This is a genomic window from Actinacidiphila sp. bgisy160, assembly GCF_057707815.1.
This window is the reverse complement of record NZ_JBYIQW010000022.1, coordinates 84,522-103,684: the sequence shown is the minus strand read 5'-3', so window position 1 is coordinate 103,684 and position 19,163 is coordinate 84,522. Positions and strand designations below refer to the sequence as shown.

The window sequence follows — 19,163 nt, the reverse complement described above, 5'->3', positions numbered from 1 at the left end:
CCCGGAAATCGATCAGTGCGCGTCCTCGAACAGGCTCGTCACGGAACCGTCCTCGAAGACCTCGCGGACCGCGTTGGCGATCGTCGGCGCGATCGACAGCACCGTGATCTTGTCGAGGGCCAGCTCACCCGGCGTCGGCAGGGTGTCGGTGAAGACGAACTCGCTCACCTTGGAGTTCTTCAGCCGGTCCGCGGCCGGGCCGGACAGGACGCCGTGGGTGGCGGTCACGATGACGTCCTCGGCGCCGTTGGCGAACAGGGCGTCCGCCGCGGCGCAGATGGTGCCACCGGTGTCGATCATGTCGTCCACCAGGACGCAGATGCGGCCGCGCACGTCACCGACCACCTCGTGCACGGTGACCTGGTTGGCGACGTCCGGGTCGCGCCGCTTGTGGACGATCGCCAGCGGCGCGCCCAGGCGGTCGCACCAGCGGTCGGCCACGCGCACCCGGCCGGCGTCGGGGGAGACGACGGTCAGCTTCGAGCGGTCGACCTTCGCGCCCACGTAGTCCGCCAGTATCGGCAGCGCGAACAGGTGGTCCACCGGGCCGTCGAAGAAGCCCTGGATCTGGTCGGTGTGCAGGTCGACGGTGAGGATCCGGTCGGCGCCCGCGGTCTTCATCAGATCGGCGACGAGGCGGGCCGAGATCGGCTCGCGGCCGCGGTGCTTCTTGTCCTGGCGGGCGTAACCGTAGAACGGCACGACCACGGTGATGCGCTTGGCGGAGGCCCGCTTCAGCGCGTCGATCATGATCAGCTGTTCCATGATCCACTTGTTGATGGGAGCGGTGTGGCTCTGGATGACGAAAGCGTCCGAGCCGCGCGCCGATTCCTCGAAGCGGACGTAGATCTCACCGTTCGCGAAGTCGAAGGCCTTCGTCGGCACAAGGTTGACGCCCAGCTCACGTGCCACCTCCTCCGCGAGCTCGGGGTGTGCGCGGCCGGAGAAGAGCATCAGCTTCTTCTCACCGGTCGTCTTGATCCCGGTCACTGCACCGTCTCCTTGGTGTTCAACGCAGCTTCGCCTTCGGTCAGGGAGCTGGCGGAATTGTGTGCACCTCACACGGTACGCGTTGCCCGGCGCGACCGCGCACGTGGGGAAGGCCACTCCCCATGGCTGCCTCGCCGGTCAGGCCTCCGGCGCGGCCTGCTGGGCCTGTTCGGCGGCGTGGGCCGCGGCGCTGCCGGGCCGCTTCCTGGCCACCCAGCCCTCGATGTTGCGCTGCTGGCCGCGTGCGACGGCGAGCGAACCGGCCGGCACGTCCTTGGTGATCACGGAGCCCGCGGCGGTGTAGGCGCCGTCCCCGACTGTGACGGGTGCCACGAACATGTTGTCGGAGCCGGTGCGGCAGTGGGAGCCGATCGTGGTGTGATGCTTGGCCTGCCCGTCGTAGTTGACGAAGACGCTGGCGGCGCCGATGTTCGTGTACTCGCCGATCGTCGCGTCTCCGACGTAGGACAGGTGCGGCACCTTGGTGCCCTCGCCGACGGTGGCGTTCTTCATCTCGACGTAGGTGCCGGCCTTCGCCTTGGCGCCGAGCCTGGTGCCCGGACGCAGGTAGGCGTACGGGCCGGCCGAGGCGGCCTCGCCGATCTCCGCGCCGACGGCCACGGTGTTGCTCACCGTGGCGCCGGGGCCGACCAGGGTGTCGGTCAGCGTGCAGTTGGGGCCGACCTCCGCGCCCGCGGCGAGCCGGGTCGCGCCGTACAACTGGGTGTTCGGCAGTACGAGGGTGTCGGGCTCGAACTCCACCGTGACGTCCACCCAGGTCGACGCCGGGTCCATGATCGTCGCACCTTCCAGCATCGCCCTGCGCAGGAGGCGGTCGTTGAGGATGCGGCGGGCCTCGGCGAGCTGCACGCGGTTGTTGATGCCGGCGATCTCGCGGTGGTCCTCGGCGACGGAGGCGCCGACGCGGTGGCCGGCCTCGCGCAGGATGCCGAGGGTGTCGGTGAGGTACTCCTCGCCCTGGGCGTTGTCGGTGGTCACCTTGGCCAGTGCCTCCGCCAGCAGTCGCGCGTCGAAGGCGAACACCCCGGAGTTGATCTCGCGCAGCGCCCGCTGCTCGTCGGTGGCGTCCTTCTGCTCGACGATCGCCAGCACCGAGCCGTCCTCGCCGCGCACGATACGGCCGTAGCCGGTCGGGTCGGGCACCTCGGCGGTCAGCACGGTGACGGCGTTGCCGTCGGCCGCGTGGGCCTCGACCAGCGCGCGCAGGGTGTCCGGGGTGAGCAGCGGGGTGTCGCCCGCGGTGATCACCACCGTGCCGGTCAGCTCCGGGAGTTCCGCCAGGCCGGCCCGGACCGCGTGACCGGTGCCGTTCTGCTCGTACTGCACGGCGGTGCGGACCGCGGCGTCGGTCTCGGCCAGGTGACCGGTCACCTGTTCGCGGGCGTGGCCGACCACGACCAGCAGGTGCTCGGGATCCAGGGCGCGGGCCGCGGCCACGACGTGTCCGACCAGGGACCGGCCGCTGATCGAGTGCAGGACTTTCGGGGTCGCCGACTTCATGCGGGTGCCCTCACCCGCGGCAAGGACGATGACGGCGGCCGGGCGGTGGGCGCTCACGGAACGGGCTCCTCGGCGTGGGGTGACAGTCACGCGAAGGATACCGGGGCGTTTCGGGCGGGTGAACGCGGAAGGGTCGCGACGGCTGCCGCGACCCTTCGGTCAGTGCTCCGCTGCCAGGATTCGAACCCGGACTTAAGGGACCAAAACCCTCAGTGCTGCCGTTACACCACAGCGGAAGGAAACCCCGGCCGAACAGGACATCCGGTCAGGGTACCCGTCTGGCCTCCACCACTATGCCGCACCGACCGCCTCCAATGCGACGACAAAGATCGGCACTTCCCCTCCGCAAACCTGGGTACATGTGTCAAGAGCCGTGTTCTCGCCGACACGCGTGCTCTGTTCCGCCGTCACTCGGCCCTGCCATACTTACGAGGCCGTAAGTTACGGTGGCGTAGCCTCCGACCTTCATTGAGGGACCACCATGACCACACAGACCGACGTGATCACCGAGTCCCCGGAACCCGGGGCCGGCGACGGGGCCCCGCCTCCCCGCGCCACCCTCGGTGGTGACAAGAAGCAGTCACTCGAGCAGATCACCCTCGGACTCTTCATCGGCATCCCCTTCCTCGCCCTCCTCGCGGCGATCCCGCTGGCGTGGGGATGGGGACTGAGCTGGCTCGACCTCGGCCTGATGGTCGGGATGTACTTCCTCGGCTGTCACGGCATCACCATCGGCTTCCACCGTCACTTCACCCACGGCTCGTTCAAGGCCAACCGCCCGCTGAAGATCGCCCTGGCCGTCGCCGGCTCGATGGCCGTCGAAGGGCCGATCGTGCGCTGGGTCGCCGACCACCGCAGGCATCACAAGTTCTCCGACGCCGAGGGTGACCCGCACAGCCCCTGGCGGTACGGCGAGACCGTCCCCGCCCTGCTCAAGGGCCTGTGGTGGGCCCACATGGGCTGGATGTTCGACGAGGAGCAGACCCCTCAGCACAAGTACGCCCCGGACCTCATCAAGGACCCCGCGATCCGCCGGATCAGCCGTGACTTCTGGCTCTGGACGGCCATCTCGCTGCTGCTCCCGCCACTGATCGGCGGCCTGGCGACGATGTCGTGGACCGGCGCCGCCACCGCCTTCTTCTGGGGCTCCCTGGTCCGCGTGGCCCTGCTGCACCACGTCACCTGGTCGATCAACTCGATCTGCCACGCGGTCGGCAAGCGCCCCTTCCGCTCCCGCGACAAGTCCGGCAACGTCTGGTGGCTGGCCGTGCTGTCCTGCGGCGAGTCCTGGCACAACCTCCACCACGCCGACCCCACCTCCGCCCGGCACGGTGTGCTCCGCGGCCAGATCGACTCCAGCGCCCGCGTCATCCGCTGGTTCGAGATGCTCGGTTGGGCCAGTGACGTACGGTGGCCGACCGCTGACCGGATCGCGGCCCGCCGCAAGGAGAGCGTCAGCGAAGCGGCATGATTGACGGGTGAGCGACGGCAGCAGTAGCAGCAGGGCCAAAGACGGTACGCCCTCGCGGCGTGCCCGGCGGGTGCGCATGACGGGCAAGGAGCGCCGCGAGCAACTCCTCGACGTGGGGCGCACGCTCTTCGCCGAACGCGGATTCGAGGGCACCTCCGTCGAGGAGATCGCGCACAAGGCGGGCGTCTCCAAGCCCGTCGTCTACGAGCACTTCGGTGGCAAGGAGGGCCTCTACGCCGTCGTCGTGGACCGCGAGATGCGGTGCCTGCTGGACATGGTCACCGGTGCCCTCACCGGTGGTCACCCCCGCGAACTGCTGGAACAGGCCGCCTTCGCGCTGCTGGACTACATCGAGCAGTACACCGACGGCTTCCGGATCCTCGTACGGGACTCGCCGGTCGCGCAGTCGACCGGCACCTTCGCCTCGCTGATCAGCGACATCGCCACGCAGGTGGAGGACATCCTGGGCATGGAGTTCAAGCAGCGCGGCTTCGACCCCAAGCTCGCCCCTCTCTACGCCCAGGCGCTGGTCGGGATGGTCGCGCTCACCGGGCAGTGGTGGCTGGACGCCCAGAAGCCCAAGAAGGCGGAGGTCGCCGCGCACCTGGTGAACCTCTCCTGGAACGGCCTGTCCGGCCTCGAGCCCAGGCCCCGGCTGATCGGCCACCGCAAGAACTGACGTCGGCCCCGCTCCGCGCACGGGACGAGGGCGGTGCTCCCCGCGGGGAGCACCGCCCTCGTCCTGCTCTTCCGCGACGGGCGGTCAGCCGGTGTTGCGCAGGCCCGCCGCCACGCCGTTGACCGTCAGCAGCAGTGCGCGGGCGAGCAGCGGGTCGGGCTCCTCGCCGCGGCCGGCGGCCTCGCGCTGCCGGTGCAGGAGAGCCACCTGCAGGTAGGAGATCGGGTCGAGGTAGGCGTCCCGGATCCGGAAGGTCTGCTGGAGCACCGGCTGCGCGTCCAGCAGGTCCGCCTCACCGGTGATCCGCAGCACCTCGGCGACCGTCAGCTCGTGCTCGGCCTTGATGACCTCGAAGACGTGCTTGAGCTCGCCGGGCACCAGGGTGCGGACGTAGTGCCCGGCGATCCGCAGGTCCGTCTTGGCCAGCGTCATCTCGACGTTGGACAGGAAGTTCCGGAAGAAGTGCCACTGCTCGTACGCCTCGGCGATGTCCGCCTCCCGGCCCGCCTCACGGGCGGCCCTCAGGCCCGAGCCGACGCCGAACCAGCCCGGCACGATCTGCCGCGACTGCGTCCAGCCGAACACCCACGGGATGGCCCGCAGCCCGTCCAGGCCCGCCCCGCTGTCCGGGCGGCGCGAGGGGCGGGAGCCCAGGTGCAGCTCGGCCAGCTGGTCCACGGGGGTGGAGGCGAAGAAGTACGCGGGCAGGTCCGGGTCCTCCACCAGCCGCCGGTACGCGCGGTGCGCGGCGTCGGAGACCACGTCCATGGCCGCGTCCCAGCGGGACAGCGCCTCCTCGGACTGGCGGGGCGCGGTGTGCAGCGCCGAGGCCTGCAGCGTGGCCGCGACCGTCAGCTCCAGGTTCTCCCTCGCCAGGGACGGGATCAGGTACTTGTCGGAGATGACCTCGCCCTGCTCGGTCACCTTGATCTCGCCCTCCAGCGTGCCCCACGGCTGCGCCAGGATCGCGTCGTGCGTCGGGCCGCCGCCCCGGCCGACCGTGCCGCCGCGGCCGTGGAACAGCCGCAGCCGCACCCCGTGGCGGTGCGCCACGTCGCGCAGGCTGCGCTGCGCCCGGTGGATCTCCCACTGCGAGGTGGTGATGCCGCCGAACTTGGAGCTGTCGCTGTAGCCGAGCATGACCTCCTGCACGTCGCCGCGGAGCGAGACGAGCTTGCGGTAGGAGGGGTCGGAGAGCATCTCGTCGAGCAGCCGGTCGGCGACCCTCAGCTCGTCGGTGGTCTCCAGCAGCGGCACGATGCCGATCTTGGCGATCCCCGCGTGCAGATCGATCAGCCCCGCCTCGCGGGCCAGCACCGCCGCCGCGAAGACGTCGTCCGAGCCCAGGCACATCGAGATGATGTACGACTCGATGACCTCCGGTCCGAAGCGGTCGAAGGCCTCCCGCACGGTGTGGAAGACGCCCAGCGTCTTCGCCCCCGCCGCGTCCAGCGGCGCCGGGGACGGCGCCAGCGGACGCCGCGAGCGCAGCTCCTTGGCGAGCAGCCTGCGCCGGTAGTCCCGCGGCATGTCCGCGTACCGCCAGGACTCCTCGCCCAGCCGGTCGAAGAGCTGGCCGAGGGCGTGGTGGTGGGCGTCGGCGTGCTCGCGGACGTCCATGGTGGCCAGCTGCAGGCCGAAGGCGGCGAGCGTGCGGATGGTGCGGTCCAGCCGGCCGTCGGCGATCAGCTCACCGCGGTTGGCGCGCAGCGAGTCCTGCAGCAGACGCAGGTCGGCCAGGAGGCCGCCGGTGCCGAGGTAGTCGCGCCCGGGCACGTGCGGCGTGCCGCTCGCCAGCCGCTCCCGGGTGTTGAGCAGCTTCTGCCGGATGCAGGTGGCCTTGAGGCGGTAGGGCTCCTCGGCGTTCAGCCGCTTGTAGCGGGGGCTGATCTCCGGCAGGCGCTGCAGGTCCTGCTCCAGGCCGGCCAGCAGCTCGGGCGAGGCGCCGGAGTTGCGGATCGAGTTCGACAGCGCCGCGCGCAGGTCGTCGACCAGCTCCAGGGCGTCGGTGATGCCGTGCTCGTGCTGCAGGATCAGCACGTCCCAGGTGACCTGCGGGGTGACGTTGGGGTTGCCGTCCCGGTCGCCGCCGATCCAGGTGCCGAAGGTCAGCGGACGGGTCTTCGCGGGCAGCGGCACGCCGATCCGCTCCAGCTCGACCGCCAGGTCCTCCAGTACGTCGCCGACCGCGCCCGCGTGCAGCTCGTCCAGGTAGTAGATGGCGTTGCGCGCCTCGTCGGCGGGTTCGGGGCGTACGACGCGCAGCTCGTCGGTCTGCCAGAGCAGGTCGATGTTCTCCGCCAGACGCAGGTCGCTGCGGCGGCGGTCCCCGCCCGCCGCGCCGGACTCCTCCAGCAGGGCGGCGATAACCCGCAGCTTGTTCAGCACGCTGCGCCGGGCCGCCTCGGTGGGGTGGGCGGTGAACACGGGACGCACGTTGAGGTGGCGCACCGTCTGGCGCAGGTGCTCCGGGTCGGCGTCCTTGAGCAGGTCGGCGGTACGGGCCAGCAGCCCGCCGTCGGCCGCCCGGCGGGACCGCAGCTCACGGCCGCGGTGTACCTGTTCGGTGACGTTCGCCAGGTGGAAGTAGGTGGAGAACGCCCGTACCAGCTTGGCCGCGGTCTCCAGATCGGTCTCGCCGAGCAGGGCGGCGGCGGCCTCGCCGTCGCTGCGGGTCAGCGCCCGCACCCTCTCGACCAGATCGAGGAGTTCCGGGCCCTCCTGCCGTACGAGCGTCCCGCCGAGGAGGTCTCCCAGACGGCGGATGTCCGCGCGGAGGGGGGCGCTGCCGGTGGTGTTGTCGGCGCTGCTCACAGGTGCGGCTCCTAGTGCAGTGGAATGGTCGGCGGCATTGTCCGGACCGCGCTGTCCGACGGCACAAGGATAGGTCGGGGCCGCGTGCCGGAACCGGGCTGACCGCCAGGCGGACACCGGCGCGTCTAGGCTGGTCCGTATGAGTACGACGGGGGAGTACGTACCGGACGGGGCCGGCGGACGAAGCCGGGTGGCCGCCGGGCCGTGGTGGTGGCCCAGGCGGCGCAGCATGGCGCTCGACGTGTCCCTGGCCTTCGTCTCGGCCGTGGAATGCCTCCTCGAGGGCGCCGCCTTCGCGGAGAAGACCGGGGTCTCGCCGGTCGTCACGGGTCTGTTCGGCCTCCTGGTCGGCTCGGTGCTGGTGCTCCGCAGGCGCTGGCCGGTCCTGGTGGTCCTGGTCTCCATCGCCGTCACGCCGGCCCAGATGGGCATCCTGCTGAGCATCGTGGGCCTCTACAGTCTGGCCGCCTCCGACGTACCGCGGCGGATCATCGCGGTGCTGTCCGGGATGACCATGCTCGGCATGCTGATCGTCACCTTCCTGGAGATGCACGGTGACCTCGGCGGCGCGGCCTACCACGCGCCACTGGCCGTGGTCGCGCTCACCTCGGTGCTCGCCGCGGTCGGCGTCACCGCGCCGCCGGTGTTGCTGGGCCTGTACGTCGGCGCCCGCCGCCGGCTGGTGGAGAGCCTGCGGGAACGGGCGGACGGCCTGGAGCGGGAACTGTCGCTGCTGGCCGAGACGGCCACGAGCTCCGCGGAGCGCGCCCGCATGGAGGAGCGCACGCGGATCGCGCGCGAGATGCACGACGTCGTCGCGCACCGGGTGAGCCTCATGGTCGTGCACGCGGCAGCACTCCAGGCGATCGCCGTCAAGGACCCCGAGAAGGCCTCCGCCAGCGCGCAGCTCCTCGGGGACATGGGGCGGCAGGCGCTCAACGAACTGCGCGAGATGCTCGGCGTCCTGCGGACGGAGCCGGTGACGGCGGCGCGGGCGGCGGCGGGTGCGGGTGCGGACGTGGATGCGGTGGTCGGTGTGGCGGTCGCTGCGGAAACGATTGCGCACCCGCCGGGTCCGGCCGCGGCCGGGGACGCCGAGCCGGAGGACGAGCAGGGGCCGTGCCTGGCCGAGCTCACCGGGCTGCTCGACGAGTCGCGGGCCGCCGGGATGGACGTCGAGCTCACGGTGGAGGGACAGGAGCGTCCGCTGGCGGCGCGGGTCGAGGCGACGGTCTACCGCGTCGTGCAGGAAGCGCTCACGAACGTCCACAAACACGCGCCCGGCGCGCGGGCCCGCATCCGTCTGGCCTACCGCGATGCGGAGGTCGCGGTCCTGGTGCAGAACGGGCCCTCCGGCGGGGCGCCGGCGCTTGTGCTGCCCAGCGGGGGCAACGGGCTGGTCGGCATGAAGGAGCGGGTCACCGCGCTGGGCGGGGGGTTCGCCGCCGGCACGACCCATGAGGGCGGGTTCCGCGTCTCGGCGATGCTGCCCGCGTGACGTCTGCTGTCGCGTACGGGTTCGGCTCGCGCCCTTCGGGCGCAAGGACGCGGGCTGCGGATGGGAGGGCGGGGGCCGGCCCGCCCGGCGGTCACGTCGTGAGGCGGTGGGGGCGCGAGCCCGTCGTGAGGGTGCCCAACGCCTCGTCGATGCCGGCGCCCAGGTAGTAGTCGCCCGTGTGGTCGACGCAGTAGACGCGCCCCTCCGCGTCGATCGCGAGCTGCCCGTGGCCCGCCGACTCCTCCCCCAGCGGCGCCACCTCCGTGTCGAGCGCGCTGCCCAGATCGCCGAGGGTGCGTGCGAAGTGGAGCCCGTGGAGCGGGTCCACGCGGACCGTGCTGGGCGCGACGTGGCGGCCGGAGGCGGCGACGGCGGGCACGGTGAGGCCGCCGAACTCGGCCCAGGCCTCGACCGCGGCGGGGAAGACGCTGTGGCGGTGGCCACCGGGGGAGGCGTAGGCGCGGAGTGTGTCGGCCCAGACCTCGGCCTGCCGGATGTCCCAGCGGCCGGGCTGCCAGCCGGCTGCGCGCAGGGCCGCGTCGACGCCGGCGGGGAAACGGGTGGTCGAGTTCATTCGGCGTCGGTTCCAGGGTCGAAGGCGCGGACGCCGAAGTGCGCGAGCAGCGCCTCGCAGGAGCGGCAGGGCGGGGCGTAGGTGCCGTGGGCGGGGTCGCCGTCCTCACGTATGCGGCGGGCGGTGAGCTTGGCGCCCTTGAGGGCCTTGCGGGCCTCGCCGGCGGTGAGCGGCTTGCGCGAGGCGCGCTTGCTGCGGGCGCCGTCGACGGTGGTGAGGTGGCGGGACAGCAGCACCGGCTCGGGACATCGCCCGGTGAAGCGCTCACGCTGGGCGACGGGGAGGGTGTCGAGGAAGTCCTGGACGAGCGGGTGCAGCGGGGGCGGCTGGTCGGCCTTGACGCCGGTGCAGGTGAGGACCTCGTCCTTGACGGACAGTGCGGCGGCGACCGCCGGCAGGATCCCGTCGCGCCGGTGGCGCAGTACCGGTGGAGCGGGTGCTTCGCCGGCTCCCCAGTTGAGCCGCGGATCCGCGGTGTCTGTCGTCAGCATTTTCGTACGGCCCTCCGATCCGTCCTCGCGGGGAGGACGTCCCCCTATGTGCGTAAGACTGCCAAACGGACAAGGCGTTACGGAAGTCGGTTGTGAGGTGAGAGGTTTATTTTGTGCCGGATGTCACGGCACCGTGCGACGTCGCGTGTCGCGGTCCGATGTGCTGCCGCAGTGGTGCTCCTTGCGTTGGCCAGTGGTTGTACGGATAGTAGCGCCGGGTCGGACGGATTCGACCAAGGCCTCCACGGGAGCGGCACAACGGACCCTGTTCAGCGCGCAGTTGAAGGTGCCGGCGCCGTCGGCCACCTGCGTCACCCGGCGCGGACAACTCGCCGCGGTTGGCCGTACACCCGTGACCTGAACCAGCGGAAGCACCTCTTGCCACACCCCATAGGCTGTGCCCAACACCAGATTCAGCATGGGGGCATCGGCAATGACGACAGGTCGGCCCGGGCATCGGGCCGCGCCACCGAACGCGGCCTACGCCGGTCAGATCGTGCACTTCCCGGACCCGGTGCGGCGCGCCCGCCACCCGCAGGGCGTACGCGTGGACGAGCGCGGCTTCCCCGACTTCTCGCCGTACGCCCGCGCGGCGGCCGAGATCGCAGAGCCGCCGGACGGCTTCGGCATCGACGAACTCCGGCTGACCGACTACGTGTCGGCCAACGCCGCGCTGCACGCCGCCGGTCACGAGCTGTGGGGCAGCCTGCCCCCCGTCGCCACGCCGCACGGGTGGACCTGGCACCACGTCGCCGGCAGCCGTCGTCTGGAGCTGATCCCCGCCGAGGTCAAGTCGCTGCTGCGGCACCACGGCGGCCTGGCCACCACCGCCTCCGCCGACCACGACAAGCGCGGCACCCGGCCGCTGCAGGAGACCCGGCCGGTCCACTTCGGGCTGCGCAAGGACGGGGTCGCCGTCACCGAGCAGCAGGTCCGGGACGTCGAGGAGGAGCTCGGCTACCGGCTGCCCGGCGCGTACCGGACCTTCCTGAAGGCGGCGGGCGGCAGCGCGCCGCGCGGCGTCGCCCTGCTGCCCATGCTGGGACTCCTGGTCGACCAGCCCTTCTTCACCGTGCGGGACGAGGCGGCGGTCAACGACCTCGGCTACGTCAACAAGTGCCTGCGGGACCACCTCACCAAGGACTACCTGGCGATCTGTTACGTCCAGGGCGGCGTGCTCGCCGTGAAGTCGCGCGGCGCCGACCTGGGTTCCATGTGGCTGTGCCCGTACGACGACGTGCGTGACGCCGACGGCGCCTTCGGCTCCACCGAGGAACGGGTCTGCGGGCTGCTGCTGCCCTGCGGCGAGGACTTCGACGCCTTCCTGGCCGCGCTCGCCGGCGACCCGCCGGAGCTGGAGACGGTGGCGAACCTGATGGTGGACGGCGGCTTCGCCCGCGCCGTTCCGGTGGAGGGGTGAGGCAGCACATGGTCACCTTCGCGCAGGCGCAGGAGCGCGCCGAGCGGTGGATCAACGCCGACGTCCCGGCCTACCTCGCCCGCGAGGTGCGGGTGCGGGAGTTCGACCGGGGCTTCGTGGTCTGGTCCGAGCCGAGGGACGGCGGTCCGACCTCGGACGACGGGGAGACCCGCATCGTCATCGCCCGGGACAGCGGCGAGGCCACGCTCTGGCCCGCGTTGCCCGTGGGCGAGATCATCCGCCGCTGGGAGGAGACCTACGGCGCAACGGCCGAGGCGGTCGCGGACGCCGTGCCGGAGCCGCCCCGGCGGATCGACCTGGAGGCGACCTCCTTCCTGCTGAGCCCGCCTCAGTGGCTGCAGGACGCCGCCGACCGGCTCGGCATCCCCGACCGCCGCAACGCCGACGGCGCCCCCGGCGACACCGTCCCCATGCCGCCGCCCGCCCCGGCGCCGGTCACCGCGCCCGGTCCCGCCACGCCCACCCAGCCGTACGTCCCCACCCCGACCCCGCCGTTGCCGACGCCGTACGGCGGGGCGCCGACCCCGCCGCCCGCGGCGTGGCGGGACGCCAACGACGGCCAGGGCGCGGGAGCCTCCGTGCCGCCGCCGGCGACGGTGTACGCGCCGCCGATCAGCGACTCGGACGACGCCCATACGCCGCTGCCGGTGACGAGCGCCGACGCCAGCACCGAGCGGCTGCCCGGTGTGGGCGAGACCGGGACGCCGCTGCCGCAGGGGGGTTACGGCTACCCCGGCGCCGGTGCGGGCGCGCCGCCCCCACCCCCGTCGGCTCCCGGGCCCGGCGCCTACGGCTACCCGGGTGGCGCGGCCGCGCCTCCGCCGCCGGGGCCTCCTCCGCCGCCCACGCCATTCGCCGGTCCGCCCCCGCCGCCGCCCGCGCCGTCCACCCCCGCCAGGCCCGCATCCGGGGACGTGCACCAGGCCGCGACGATGCTGTCCCGCCCGGACGGCCCGCCTCCGCCGCCCCCGCCGCCCGGCCCGGCTCGCGGGGTCGCCGACGTGGCCGCCGCCGAGACCTCGAAGGCCGGTCCGCCCGGCCCACCCGGGCCGCCCGCGCCGCCGCCCGGTCCGGGAGTGCCCGGCACCCCGGCCGCCGGGTACGTGCCCACGCAGCTCGTGCAGGCGCTCCCCGCGAACGACCGGCCCGGCCCGCCCGCACCCCCGCCGCCGGGGCCCGCGGCCGGGGACGTGCACCAGGCCGCCACGATGCTGTCCCGCCCGGAGGGCGGCGCCGGAGCGCCGGCACCGCCTGCGCCCTCTCCGCCGGGCCCGGTGGCGCCGCGGCCCGCGGCGTACGGCTACCCCCAGCCGCCGCAGCCCCAGGCCCAGGCGCCCACCGGGGTGCCCACGGTCGGCCCCGGCTACATGGCCGTACTCCGCTATCGCGCGCAGGACGGCTCGGAGCAGCAGCTGATCCGCCGTTCCGCCCCCGGAACGCCGCACCCGGAGTGGCAGATCCTGCACGAGCTGCGCGCCCTCGGCGTGCCTCCGCAGGCGGTGCTGGAGCTGCACACCGAATTGGAGTCGTGCGACCTGCCGGGCGGCTACTGCGCCCGGATGATCCGCGAGACCTGGCCCCAGGTGCGGATCAGCAGCACCGCCCCGTACGGCAAGGACCACGCGAGCCGTCGAGCGGGCGTCCAGCACCTGCTGACGCACCTCGGCGAGCTGCACCAGGTGGCGAGCGCCCCGGCGCACGCCCACCCGCACCGGGTGCCGCTGCCCGAGCCGCACCGGATCCAGCGCGTCCCCCCGGTCCCGCTGGACGCGATCGGGCACGAACTGGCGCAGTCCTTCGGGCCGCAGGGCGTGTTCCGCTTCGACCAGCGGGCGGTCGCCCGCCAGGGCGTGCCGGACCTCGTCGCGCAGACGCTCACCTGGTCCGGGCTGCCGGTGGACTTCGGCCCGTTCTTCTGGGCCCAGGCCCAGCCCGGGCGGCCGGTGCCGACCCTGGCCGAGCTGGCGGCCGAGCGCGGCGCGCAGCCGGCCCCGGACGCGGGCTCGTACCTGGTGATGGGCAACGACTTCGGCCGGCAGCTGTGCGTGCAGTACGGCACGGCGCACATCGTCGCGGTGCCGCTGGAGGCCGGGCCGGGCGGTGCGGCGGCCGTGCCGCAGTTCGTCAACTCCAGTCTGCCGGAGTTCGTCCGCTGCCTGGCGCTGCTCGGGAAGATGTGGCGCTGGCGGCTGGGCCTGACACCCGAGCAGGCGGGCCGCTGGACGGTCGACTTCCAGAACCAGCTGGCCGCGCTGGACCCGGCGGCGGTGGCGTCGCCCGAGCACTGGTGGCCGGTGCTCATCGAGCAGATGTGGGACGGAATGCTCTAGTCGGCACAGGAGGGTCACCGGACGGCGGACCGCCTGCCCGGCAGGCGTCCGCCCGCCCGCCGGGGCCACGGGCAGGGAACCGGGCCGTCCGGGGGGAAGTGTCCTGGAGCCGGCTCGCCGGGGTGCGAAGGCGGCGCGACATCGCCACCGGCACGCCCCGGCCTGCTACGTGACGACTCGCCGGGAAGCCGGAGCGCGGTGCGGCCGCTTCGGCGGTCACTCCGGGGACGGGACGGGGGACGTGAAGGGCCGGGTGTGCTGGCGGCAGACGGTGCCCCGGGGAGGCAGTGCGCCGGTGAGGAAGTAGCGCACCTCGTGCAGGCCGGCGCAGGTGCTGGGGTTCAGCAGCGTGGTGTGCCCGTAGCCGCGGACGGTGATCAGACGGGCGTTCCCCAGGTGCCGGGTCGCCGCCACCGCTGCCCGGTACGGGGTCGCCGGGTCGTACGTGGTGTTCACGGTGAGGAGGGGGACGGTGGAGCGGTTCCACGGTCCCGTGTAGGGGTGGGCCGCCCGCGCGGGCCAGGTGGCGCACGGTTCGGGCAACCACGTCCAGTACGATCCGACGTCGCCCGACCGGGCCCGGGCGTACCGTTCGAAGTGGCGGTAGCGTCGTGGATCGCGCGGGTTGGGGCTCTCCGAGCACTCCACGGCGAGTGGCGGTTCCACCTCCGGGTACGCCGGTTGCTCCTCCGCCTTCGAGGGCACCGGGGCAGCCGCGGGGGTGGCGGTGGAGTCCTGCCGGGAAGGCGCGCGGCCTTCCCACAGGTCCTGGAGGTCCTGGGCGAGTTCGGTCCACCCGGGGGCGACGACGTACAGCCCGTTGACGACCGCCGCCACGGTGGCCGCGTAGGTCCACTCTCCCTGAGGGTGTTCGCGCAGGCGCCGCAGCAGCCGCTGGTACTTGTCCCGGGTGGCTCGCGGGGTGCCGGCCGAGAAGGCGCAGCGGTCGGCCGTCGTACGGCCGCATAGTTCCAGGAAGCGGGACAGGGTCCGGGCCGACCCGATGTCGGCCCCCTGCCGCAGCTCGGTGGGCAGTTCGGGACGCATCCGCACCCACCTGACCGGATCGACGTTGCCGTCCAGGACCACGGCCCGGACCCTGCGGGGGAAGAGATTGGCGTAGGTGGCGCCGAGGAACGTCCCGTAGGAGACGCCCAGGTAGCTGAGCCTCCGGTCGCCCACCGCGCGGCGCAGAAGGTCCAGGTCGCGGGCGGTGTCCGCGGTGGAGACGTGCCGCAGCAGAGCGGGGAGGCGGTGCCCGCAGATCCGGCCCAGCTCGGCGAAGGCGGAGATCCACGCCTCCCGTTCACGGGCGCCGACGGGGAAACCGTCCGGCACCCGCGCCGCCCACGCGGTGAACTCCTCCACGGAGCGGAAGCACCTGACGGCCGTCGAGCGCCCGACGCCGCGGGGGTCCCAGCTGACGATGTCGAACCGCTCGCGCAGTTCGCGGGGGAACCTTTCGTACGCCAGGGGCAGCGCCGCCGTTCCGGCGGCCGCGTTGCCGGGGCCGCCGGGATTGAAGAACAGGGAACCGACGCGGCGGTCCGGGTCGGTCGCCGGCCGCTTGATGACGGCCAGTTCGATCATTCGCCCGTCAGGGTGCAGGTGGTCGAGCGGGACTTCGGCCGTCGCGCAGGTGAAGCCCGGCGCGTCAGGGCAGGGGCTCCATGCCAACGAGGGCACGGTGGCCGGTGCGGAGCGGCCGGTGGCCGCGGCCGGGGCGGCGGCCACGGCGCAGGCCACGGCCGCCGTCACGGCGATGCCCTTCCAGCACGGACCCTTTCGGACTGACATGCGTGACCCTTCCCGAACTCCGGCTCGCGGGAGCTCCGCCCTCACCCGCAGCCTGTGTGAGTCGGGCCACGGGTGCCCGCGGGGGTGACCTGTACGGGCGCTGCTGCAGGTCCGTCCGGATGAGCCGGGCGGTCGGCCGCCCCGGTGGACGGGCCATGGGTCCCAGCCCGTCGACGGATAACGGCCCCTCAGGCCCGTGGACGGGTGCGAGACCGTGCCGGCGACCTCGGCGTCCGCACCCGCACCCGCACCGTTCCTCGCCCCGGCCGGCTTCACCTTGCCGGCCACCCGTCGCGACAGCCGCACCGCTCGGGCGGCCGCATCACCGCGACCAGCCCGGCCTGCGTGATCAGATTCGGATCATCGAAAGCAGTGGGGACCGTCGTCCGCGGCCGATCGCGCTCTGTTCCGCGGCTTCGGCCGTCCGGAACCGCGGTCGGAGTGTCGCGTTATGAGCAAATCGGGCAAATCCCCGAGAATGGAGGCATGAGTACGGCACACCCCCGCGGCCACGGCTTCGCCACCGTCCGTGGCCGCGGGTACCGCACCGAACAGGTCGACCGCTTCCTGGAGGAGCTGTCCGAGGACCGCGACGCTGCCTGGGAGCGTGCCGCGCGGCTCACCGTCCTGGCCAACGAGATGAGCTCGGAGTGCGCGGCTCTGCGCGACGTGGTCTCCACCCTCTCGCCGCCCACCTACGAGTCCCTGGGGAAGGGCGCGCTGGACCTGCTGCGGCTGGTCGAGGAGGAGGCCGCCTCCGTCCGCGAACAGGCGGAGGAGGAGGCCCGGCACGCGCACGACGCGGCCGAGGCCGCCCGCCGCACGCTCATGGACGAGGCCCGCGCGGCCGCACACGCCCGCCGCGGCGCCGCCGACGAGGAGGCCGAGCGGCGGCTGGAGCAGGCCCGCGCCGTCGCCGGGCGCGTCCTCGGCGACGCCCGCGAGGAGGCCGGCCGGCTGCGGGACGACGCCGACCGGGACCTCGACGCCGCACGGCGGGAGAGCGAACACACCCTCGCCGAACTGGAGAAGGAGCACCGCGAGCGCTTCGACACCCAGGAGCACGAACTCGCCGAGGGCGAGGCCGGGGTCGACTCCCGCCTGGCCGAACTGACCTCCTACGCCGAGGCCATGGTGGACGACGCCCGCCGGGCCCTGGCGGAGACGGAGGAGGCCGCCAGGCGCCGCCAGGAGAAGGCCGACGCCACCGCCGCGGAACTCCTCGCCCAGGCCCGGGTCCGGGAGGAGCGCATCCGGCTCGCCGCCGAACGCGAACTGCGCGAGCACGAGGTCCGCCGGGAGGAGATCCGCGAGCACCTCGCCCACGTCCGCAGCAGCCTCGCCGCCCTCACCGGCCGTGAGGTCCCCGAGACCGAGGACGATCCCGGCCCCGCCGCTGCCGACGTGCCCGCCCCCTCCCCCGGGGACGATCAGGAACCGTCGTAGGCGGGGAACTCCCCGCTGTCCACGACCCACGGCCCCACGGGGACGGTGTCTCCGAAGGCGTAGTCGTGGCGCGCCCGGTAACGGGGGCCGTCATCGCCGGGCGCCGGTCCCGGATCGGAGAGGACGGCCAGCGTCTTGTCGCGCGGGTCGATGATCAGATAGAGCGGGATGCCCATGGCGGGGTAGTCCCGGGTCTTGTCGCGGTAGTCGTTCTCCGGGTTGGACGTCGACACGACCTCGGCGACCAGGGCGACGTCGGCGGGGTCGAGGAAACCGAGCGTGTCGAGGGCCCGTTCCGGCACGACGACCAGATCCGGGCGGCGCATGCGCCCTATGGCGGGTGCCTCGATCTCGGGGCCGCTCCAGGCGGTGTGGCCTGTCCATTCGGCATCGCTGTCGATTTGCCGCTGAAGTTGACGTGCCAGCCGCAGGGCGATCAGCTCGTGCCGGTTGACCGGCGGCATCATCATCGTGATGACACCCTCGCCGATCTCCACGGCCCAGGCCTCTTCCCGGGTCATGAGGTCCTCGGCGACGGCCCGCATGCGCGCGTAGGTCTTCGCGTCCATGGGCTCACCGTACCGCCGGGTCCTCCTCCAGGACCGGGAAGCGGCGGGGGGCCACCAGGAGGACGGCGGCCAGGGACAGGACCGCCGCGACGGCCGCGCCGGCGTAGACGTGGTCGACCGCAGCCGCGACGGCGCGGCGCACCTGGTCGTCGACGTGGGCGGCGCCGGCGATCGAGTCGAGGTCGGTGCCGGAGCCGTGCAGCCGGGACGCGAGGGTGGTGTTGGCGACGGCGCCGAAGACGGCGGCCCCCACGCTCTGGCCGACCTGGCGGCAGAAGAGGATCGACGAGGTGGCGGTGGCCCGTTCGCTCCACGGGACGGTGGACTGCACACCGACGATCAGCGGGAGCTGGAAGAGGCCGAGGGCGGCGCCGAGGGCCAGCATCACCAAGGTGGGCTGCCAGGCGGGACCGGCGTACGGGAGCGTCACCAGCACGACGAGGACGACGGTGGCCGCCGCCATGCCCAGGGCGGCGGTGTTGCGGAAGCCGATGCGCAGGTAGACGCGGTTGCTGAGGGCCGCGGAGACGGGCCAGCTGAGCGTCATCACCGACAGCACGAAGCCCGCCGCGATCGGCCCGAGCCCGAGCACGGTCTGGGCGTACGTCGGGAGGAAGACCGTCGGGGCCACCATGAGGACGCCGAGCATGCCCAATGCCAGGTTGACGGCTACGATCACCCGGCGCCGCCAGACCCAGCCGGGGATGATCGGCTCCGCGGCCCGGCGTTCGGCCCACACGGTGAGGGCGCCCATGACGAGGCTGCCGCCGAGCAGCCACCACCGGGCGGGCCCGCCCTGGACGAGGCCGGTGATCAGCAGCCCGCCGGAGAGGAAGAGCAGCAGCGCGCCGGGCCAGTCGACGCGGTGCCGGGTCCGCTCGCCGACCCGCTCGCGCAGATGGCGGGAGATGAGCAGGAGCGCGACCGCGCCGATCGGCAGGTTGATCAGGAAGATCCAACGCCAGCTGGCGTACCCGGCGAGCAGCCCGCCGCACAGCGGCCCGAGAACGGCCGAGACCGCCCAGACCGTGGAGATCGCGGCCTGGATGCGGCCACGCTCCTTCAGCGGGTACAGGTCGCCGGCGACCGTCTGCACGGTCCCCTGGATGGCACCGCCGCCGAGCCCCTGCACGATGCGGAAGGCGATCAGGCCGGCCATGCTCCACGCCCCGGCGCACAGCACGGAACCGAGCAGGAAGATGCCGATGCCGGTGAGCAGCACGGGCTTGCGGCCGAAGGTGTCGGCGAGCTTGCCGTAGACCGGGAGGGTCACCGTGACCGCGAGCAGGTAGCCGGAGAAGAGCCAGGAGAAGACGGAGAAGCCGCCCAGCTCGCCGACGATCTGCGGCACGGCGGTGGAGATGATCGTGGAGTCCATCGCCGCCAGCGCCATGGCCAGCATGAGCGCGGCGACCACCGGGCCGCGCCGCTGCGGCCCCTGCCGGCGCGCGGTGGCGGCTGCGGTCGCGGTCTGCTCGGTGCGCTCCACGGGACCCCCTGGTTGTGTGTACGACACACGATTTCATGCCCGGCCCCCGTGCG

General features: G+C 73.0%; 14 protein-coding genes and 1 tRNA gene. 6 read left to right on the top strand and 9 right to left on the bottom strand.

The window, feature by feature from the left end; translation table 11 throughout:
* Positions 1-12: 12 nt before the first annotated feature.
* The 3 genes from AC3EUJ_RS19210 to AC3EUJ_RS19200 form a co-directional block, all read right to left on the bottom strand.
* Positions 13-990, bottom strand: a complete 978-nt coding sequence (locus AC3EUJ_RS19210) for a ribose-phosphate diphosphokinase (protein ID WP_431962881.1) — start codon at positions 988-990, stop codon at positions 13-15.
* A 138-nt stretch (positions 991-1,128) separates the two neighbouring features.
* On the bottom strand, positions 1,129-2,568 hold the full coding sequence (gene glmU / locus AC3EUJ_RS19205) for a bifunctional UDP-N-acetylglucosamine diphosphorylase/glucosamine-1-phosphate N-acetyltransferase GlmU (protein WP_431962879.1): 1,440 nt from the start codon (positions 2,566-2,568) through the stop codon (positions 1,129-1,131).
* Positions 2,569-2,676: 108 nt separating this feature from the next.
* Positions 2,677-2,747: transfer RNA gene (locus AC3EUJ_RS19200), tRNA-Gln, on the bottom strand.
* A 245-nt stretch (positions 2,748-2,992) separates the two neighbouring features.
* On the opposite strand from AC3EUJ_RS19200, the gene AC3EUJ_RS19195 reads away from it, so the two are divergent.
* Together AC3EUJ_RS19195 and AC3EUJ_RS19190 are read left to right on the top strand one after the other, a co-directional pair.
* A complete protein-coding gene (locus AC3EUJ_RS19195) occupies positions 2,993-3,982 on the top strand; it encodes an acyl-CoA desaturase (RefSeq protein WP_431962877.1) in 990 nt (329 codons plus the stop codon).
* Positions 3,983-4,058: 76 nt separating this feature from the next.
* On the top strand, positions 4,059-4,661 hold the full coding sequence (locus tag AC3EUJ_RS19190; protein WP_431962910.1) for a TetR family transcriptional regulator: 603 nt from the start codon (positions 4,059-4,061) through the stop codon (positions 4,659-4,661).
* Between the two features lie 84 nt (positions 4,662-4,745).
* Here the strand turns inward: AC3EUJ_RS19190 and ppc are convergent, their stop codons facing one another.
* Complete coding sequence (gene ppc, locus AC3EUJ_RS19185; RefSeq protein ID WP_431962875.1) at positions 4,746-7,475, bottom strand: phosphoenolpyruvate carboxylase; 2,730 nt, start codon at positions 7,473-7,475, stop codon at positions 4,746-4,748.
* A gap of 139 nt (positions 7,476-7,614) precedes the next feature.
* Between ppc and AC3EUJ_RS19180 the strand changes: the two genes are divergently transcribed.
* On the top strand, positions 7,615-8,973 hold the full coding sequence (locus tag AC3EUJ_RS19180; protein WP_431962873.1) for a sensor histidine kinase: 1,359 nt from the start codon (positions 7,615-7,617) through the stop codon (positions 8,971-8,973).
* Between the two features lie 91 nt (positions 8,974-9,064).
* Here the strand turns inward: AC3EUJ_RS19180 and AC3EUJ_RS19175 are convergent, their stop codons facing one another.
* Both AC3EUJ_RS19175 and AC3EUJ_RS19170 read right to left on the bottom strand, forming a co-directional pair.
* Positions 9,065-9,547, bottom strand: coding sequence for an SUKH-3 domain-containing protein (locus AC3EUJ_RS19175; RefSeq protein WP_431962871.1), 483 nt, complete (start codon positions 9,545-9,547; stop codon positions 9,065-9,067).
* Positions 9,544-10,038: a YwqJ-related putative deaminase gene (locus tag AC3EUJ_RS19170; RefSeq protein WP_431962869.1), complete on the bottom strand. Its 495-nt coding sequence runs from the start codon at positions 10,036-10,038 to the stop codon at positions 9,544-9,546. Before AC3EUJ_RS19170 ends, AC3EUJ_RS19175 begins: the two co-directional genes overlap by 4 nt.
* A gap of 433 nt (positions 10,039-10,471) precedes the next feature.
* Here AC3EUJ_RS19170 and AC3EUJ_RS19165 point away from each other — a divergent pair, with 433 nt between their 5' ends.
* The gene (locus AC3EUJ_RS19165; protein WP_431962867.1) at positions 10,472-11,458 is read left to right on the top strand and encodes an HNH endonuclease; all 987 of its coding nucleotides are present in this window, start codon (positions 10,472-10,474) and stop codon (positions 11,456-11,458) included.
* An 8-nt stretch (positions 11,459-11,466) separates the two neighbouring features.
* Complete coding sequence (locus AC3EUJ_RS19160; RefSeq protein WP_431962908.1) at positions 11,467-13,809, top strand: SUKH-4 family immunity protein; 2,343 nt, start codon at positions 11,467-11,469, stop codon at positions 13,807-13,809.
* 216 nt (positions 13,810-14,025) lie between these two features.
* Here AC3EUJ_RS19160 and AC3EUJ_RS19155 read toward each other — a convergent pair whose 3' ends face one another.
* On the bottom strand, positions 14,026-15,606 hold the full coding sequence (locus AC3EUJ_RS19155; protein ID WP_431962866.1) for an alpha/beta hydrolase: 1,581 nt from the start codon (positions 15,604-15,606) through the stop codon (positions 14,026-14,028).
* Positions 15,607-16,092: 486 nt separating this feature from the next.
* Between AC3EUJ_RS19155 and AC3EUJ_RS19150 the strand changes: the two genes are divergently transcribed.
* Entirely contained in the window at positions 16,093-17,052 is a 960-nt protein-coding gene (locus AC3EUJ_RS19150; protein ID WP_431962864.1) for a DivIVA domain-containing protein, read from the top strand.
* Here the strand turns inward: AC3EUJ_RS19150 and AC3EUJ_RS19145 are convergent.
* Both AC3EUJ_RS19145 and AC3EUJ_RS19140 read right to left on the bottom strand, forming a co-directional pair.
* Positions 17,037-17,621 carry a Uma2 family endonuclease gene (locus AC3EUJ_RS19145; RefSeq protein ID WP_431962862.1) on the bottom strand — a complete coding sequence of 195 codons (585 nt, stop codon included), beginning with the start codon at positions 17,619-17,621 and terminating at the stop codon, positions 17,037-17,039. The two genes, AC3EUJ_RS19150 and AC3EUJ_RS19145, sit on opposite strands and share 16 nt — an antisense overlap.
* 4 nt (positions 17,622-17,625) lie before the next feature.
* Entirely contained in the window at positions 17,626-19,110 is a 1,485-nt protein-coding gene (locus AC3EUJ_RS19140; RefSeq protein WP_431962860.1) for an MDR family MFS transporter, read from the bottom strand.
* Positions 19,111-19,163: the final 53 nt, after the last annotated feature.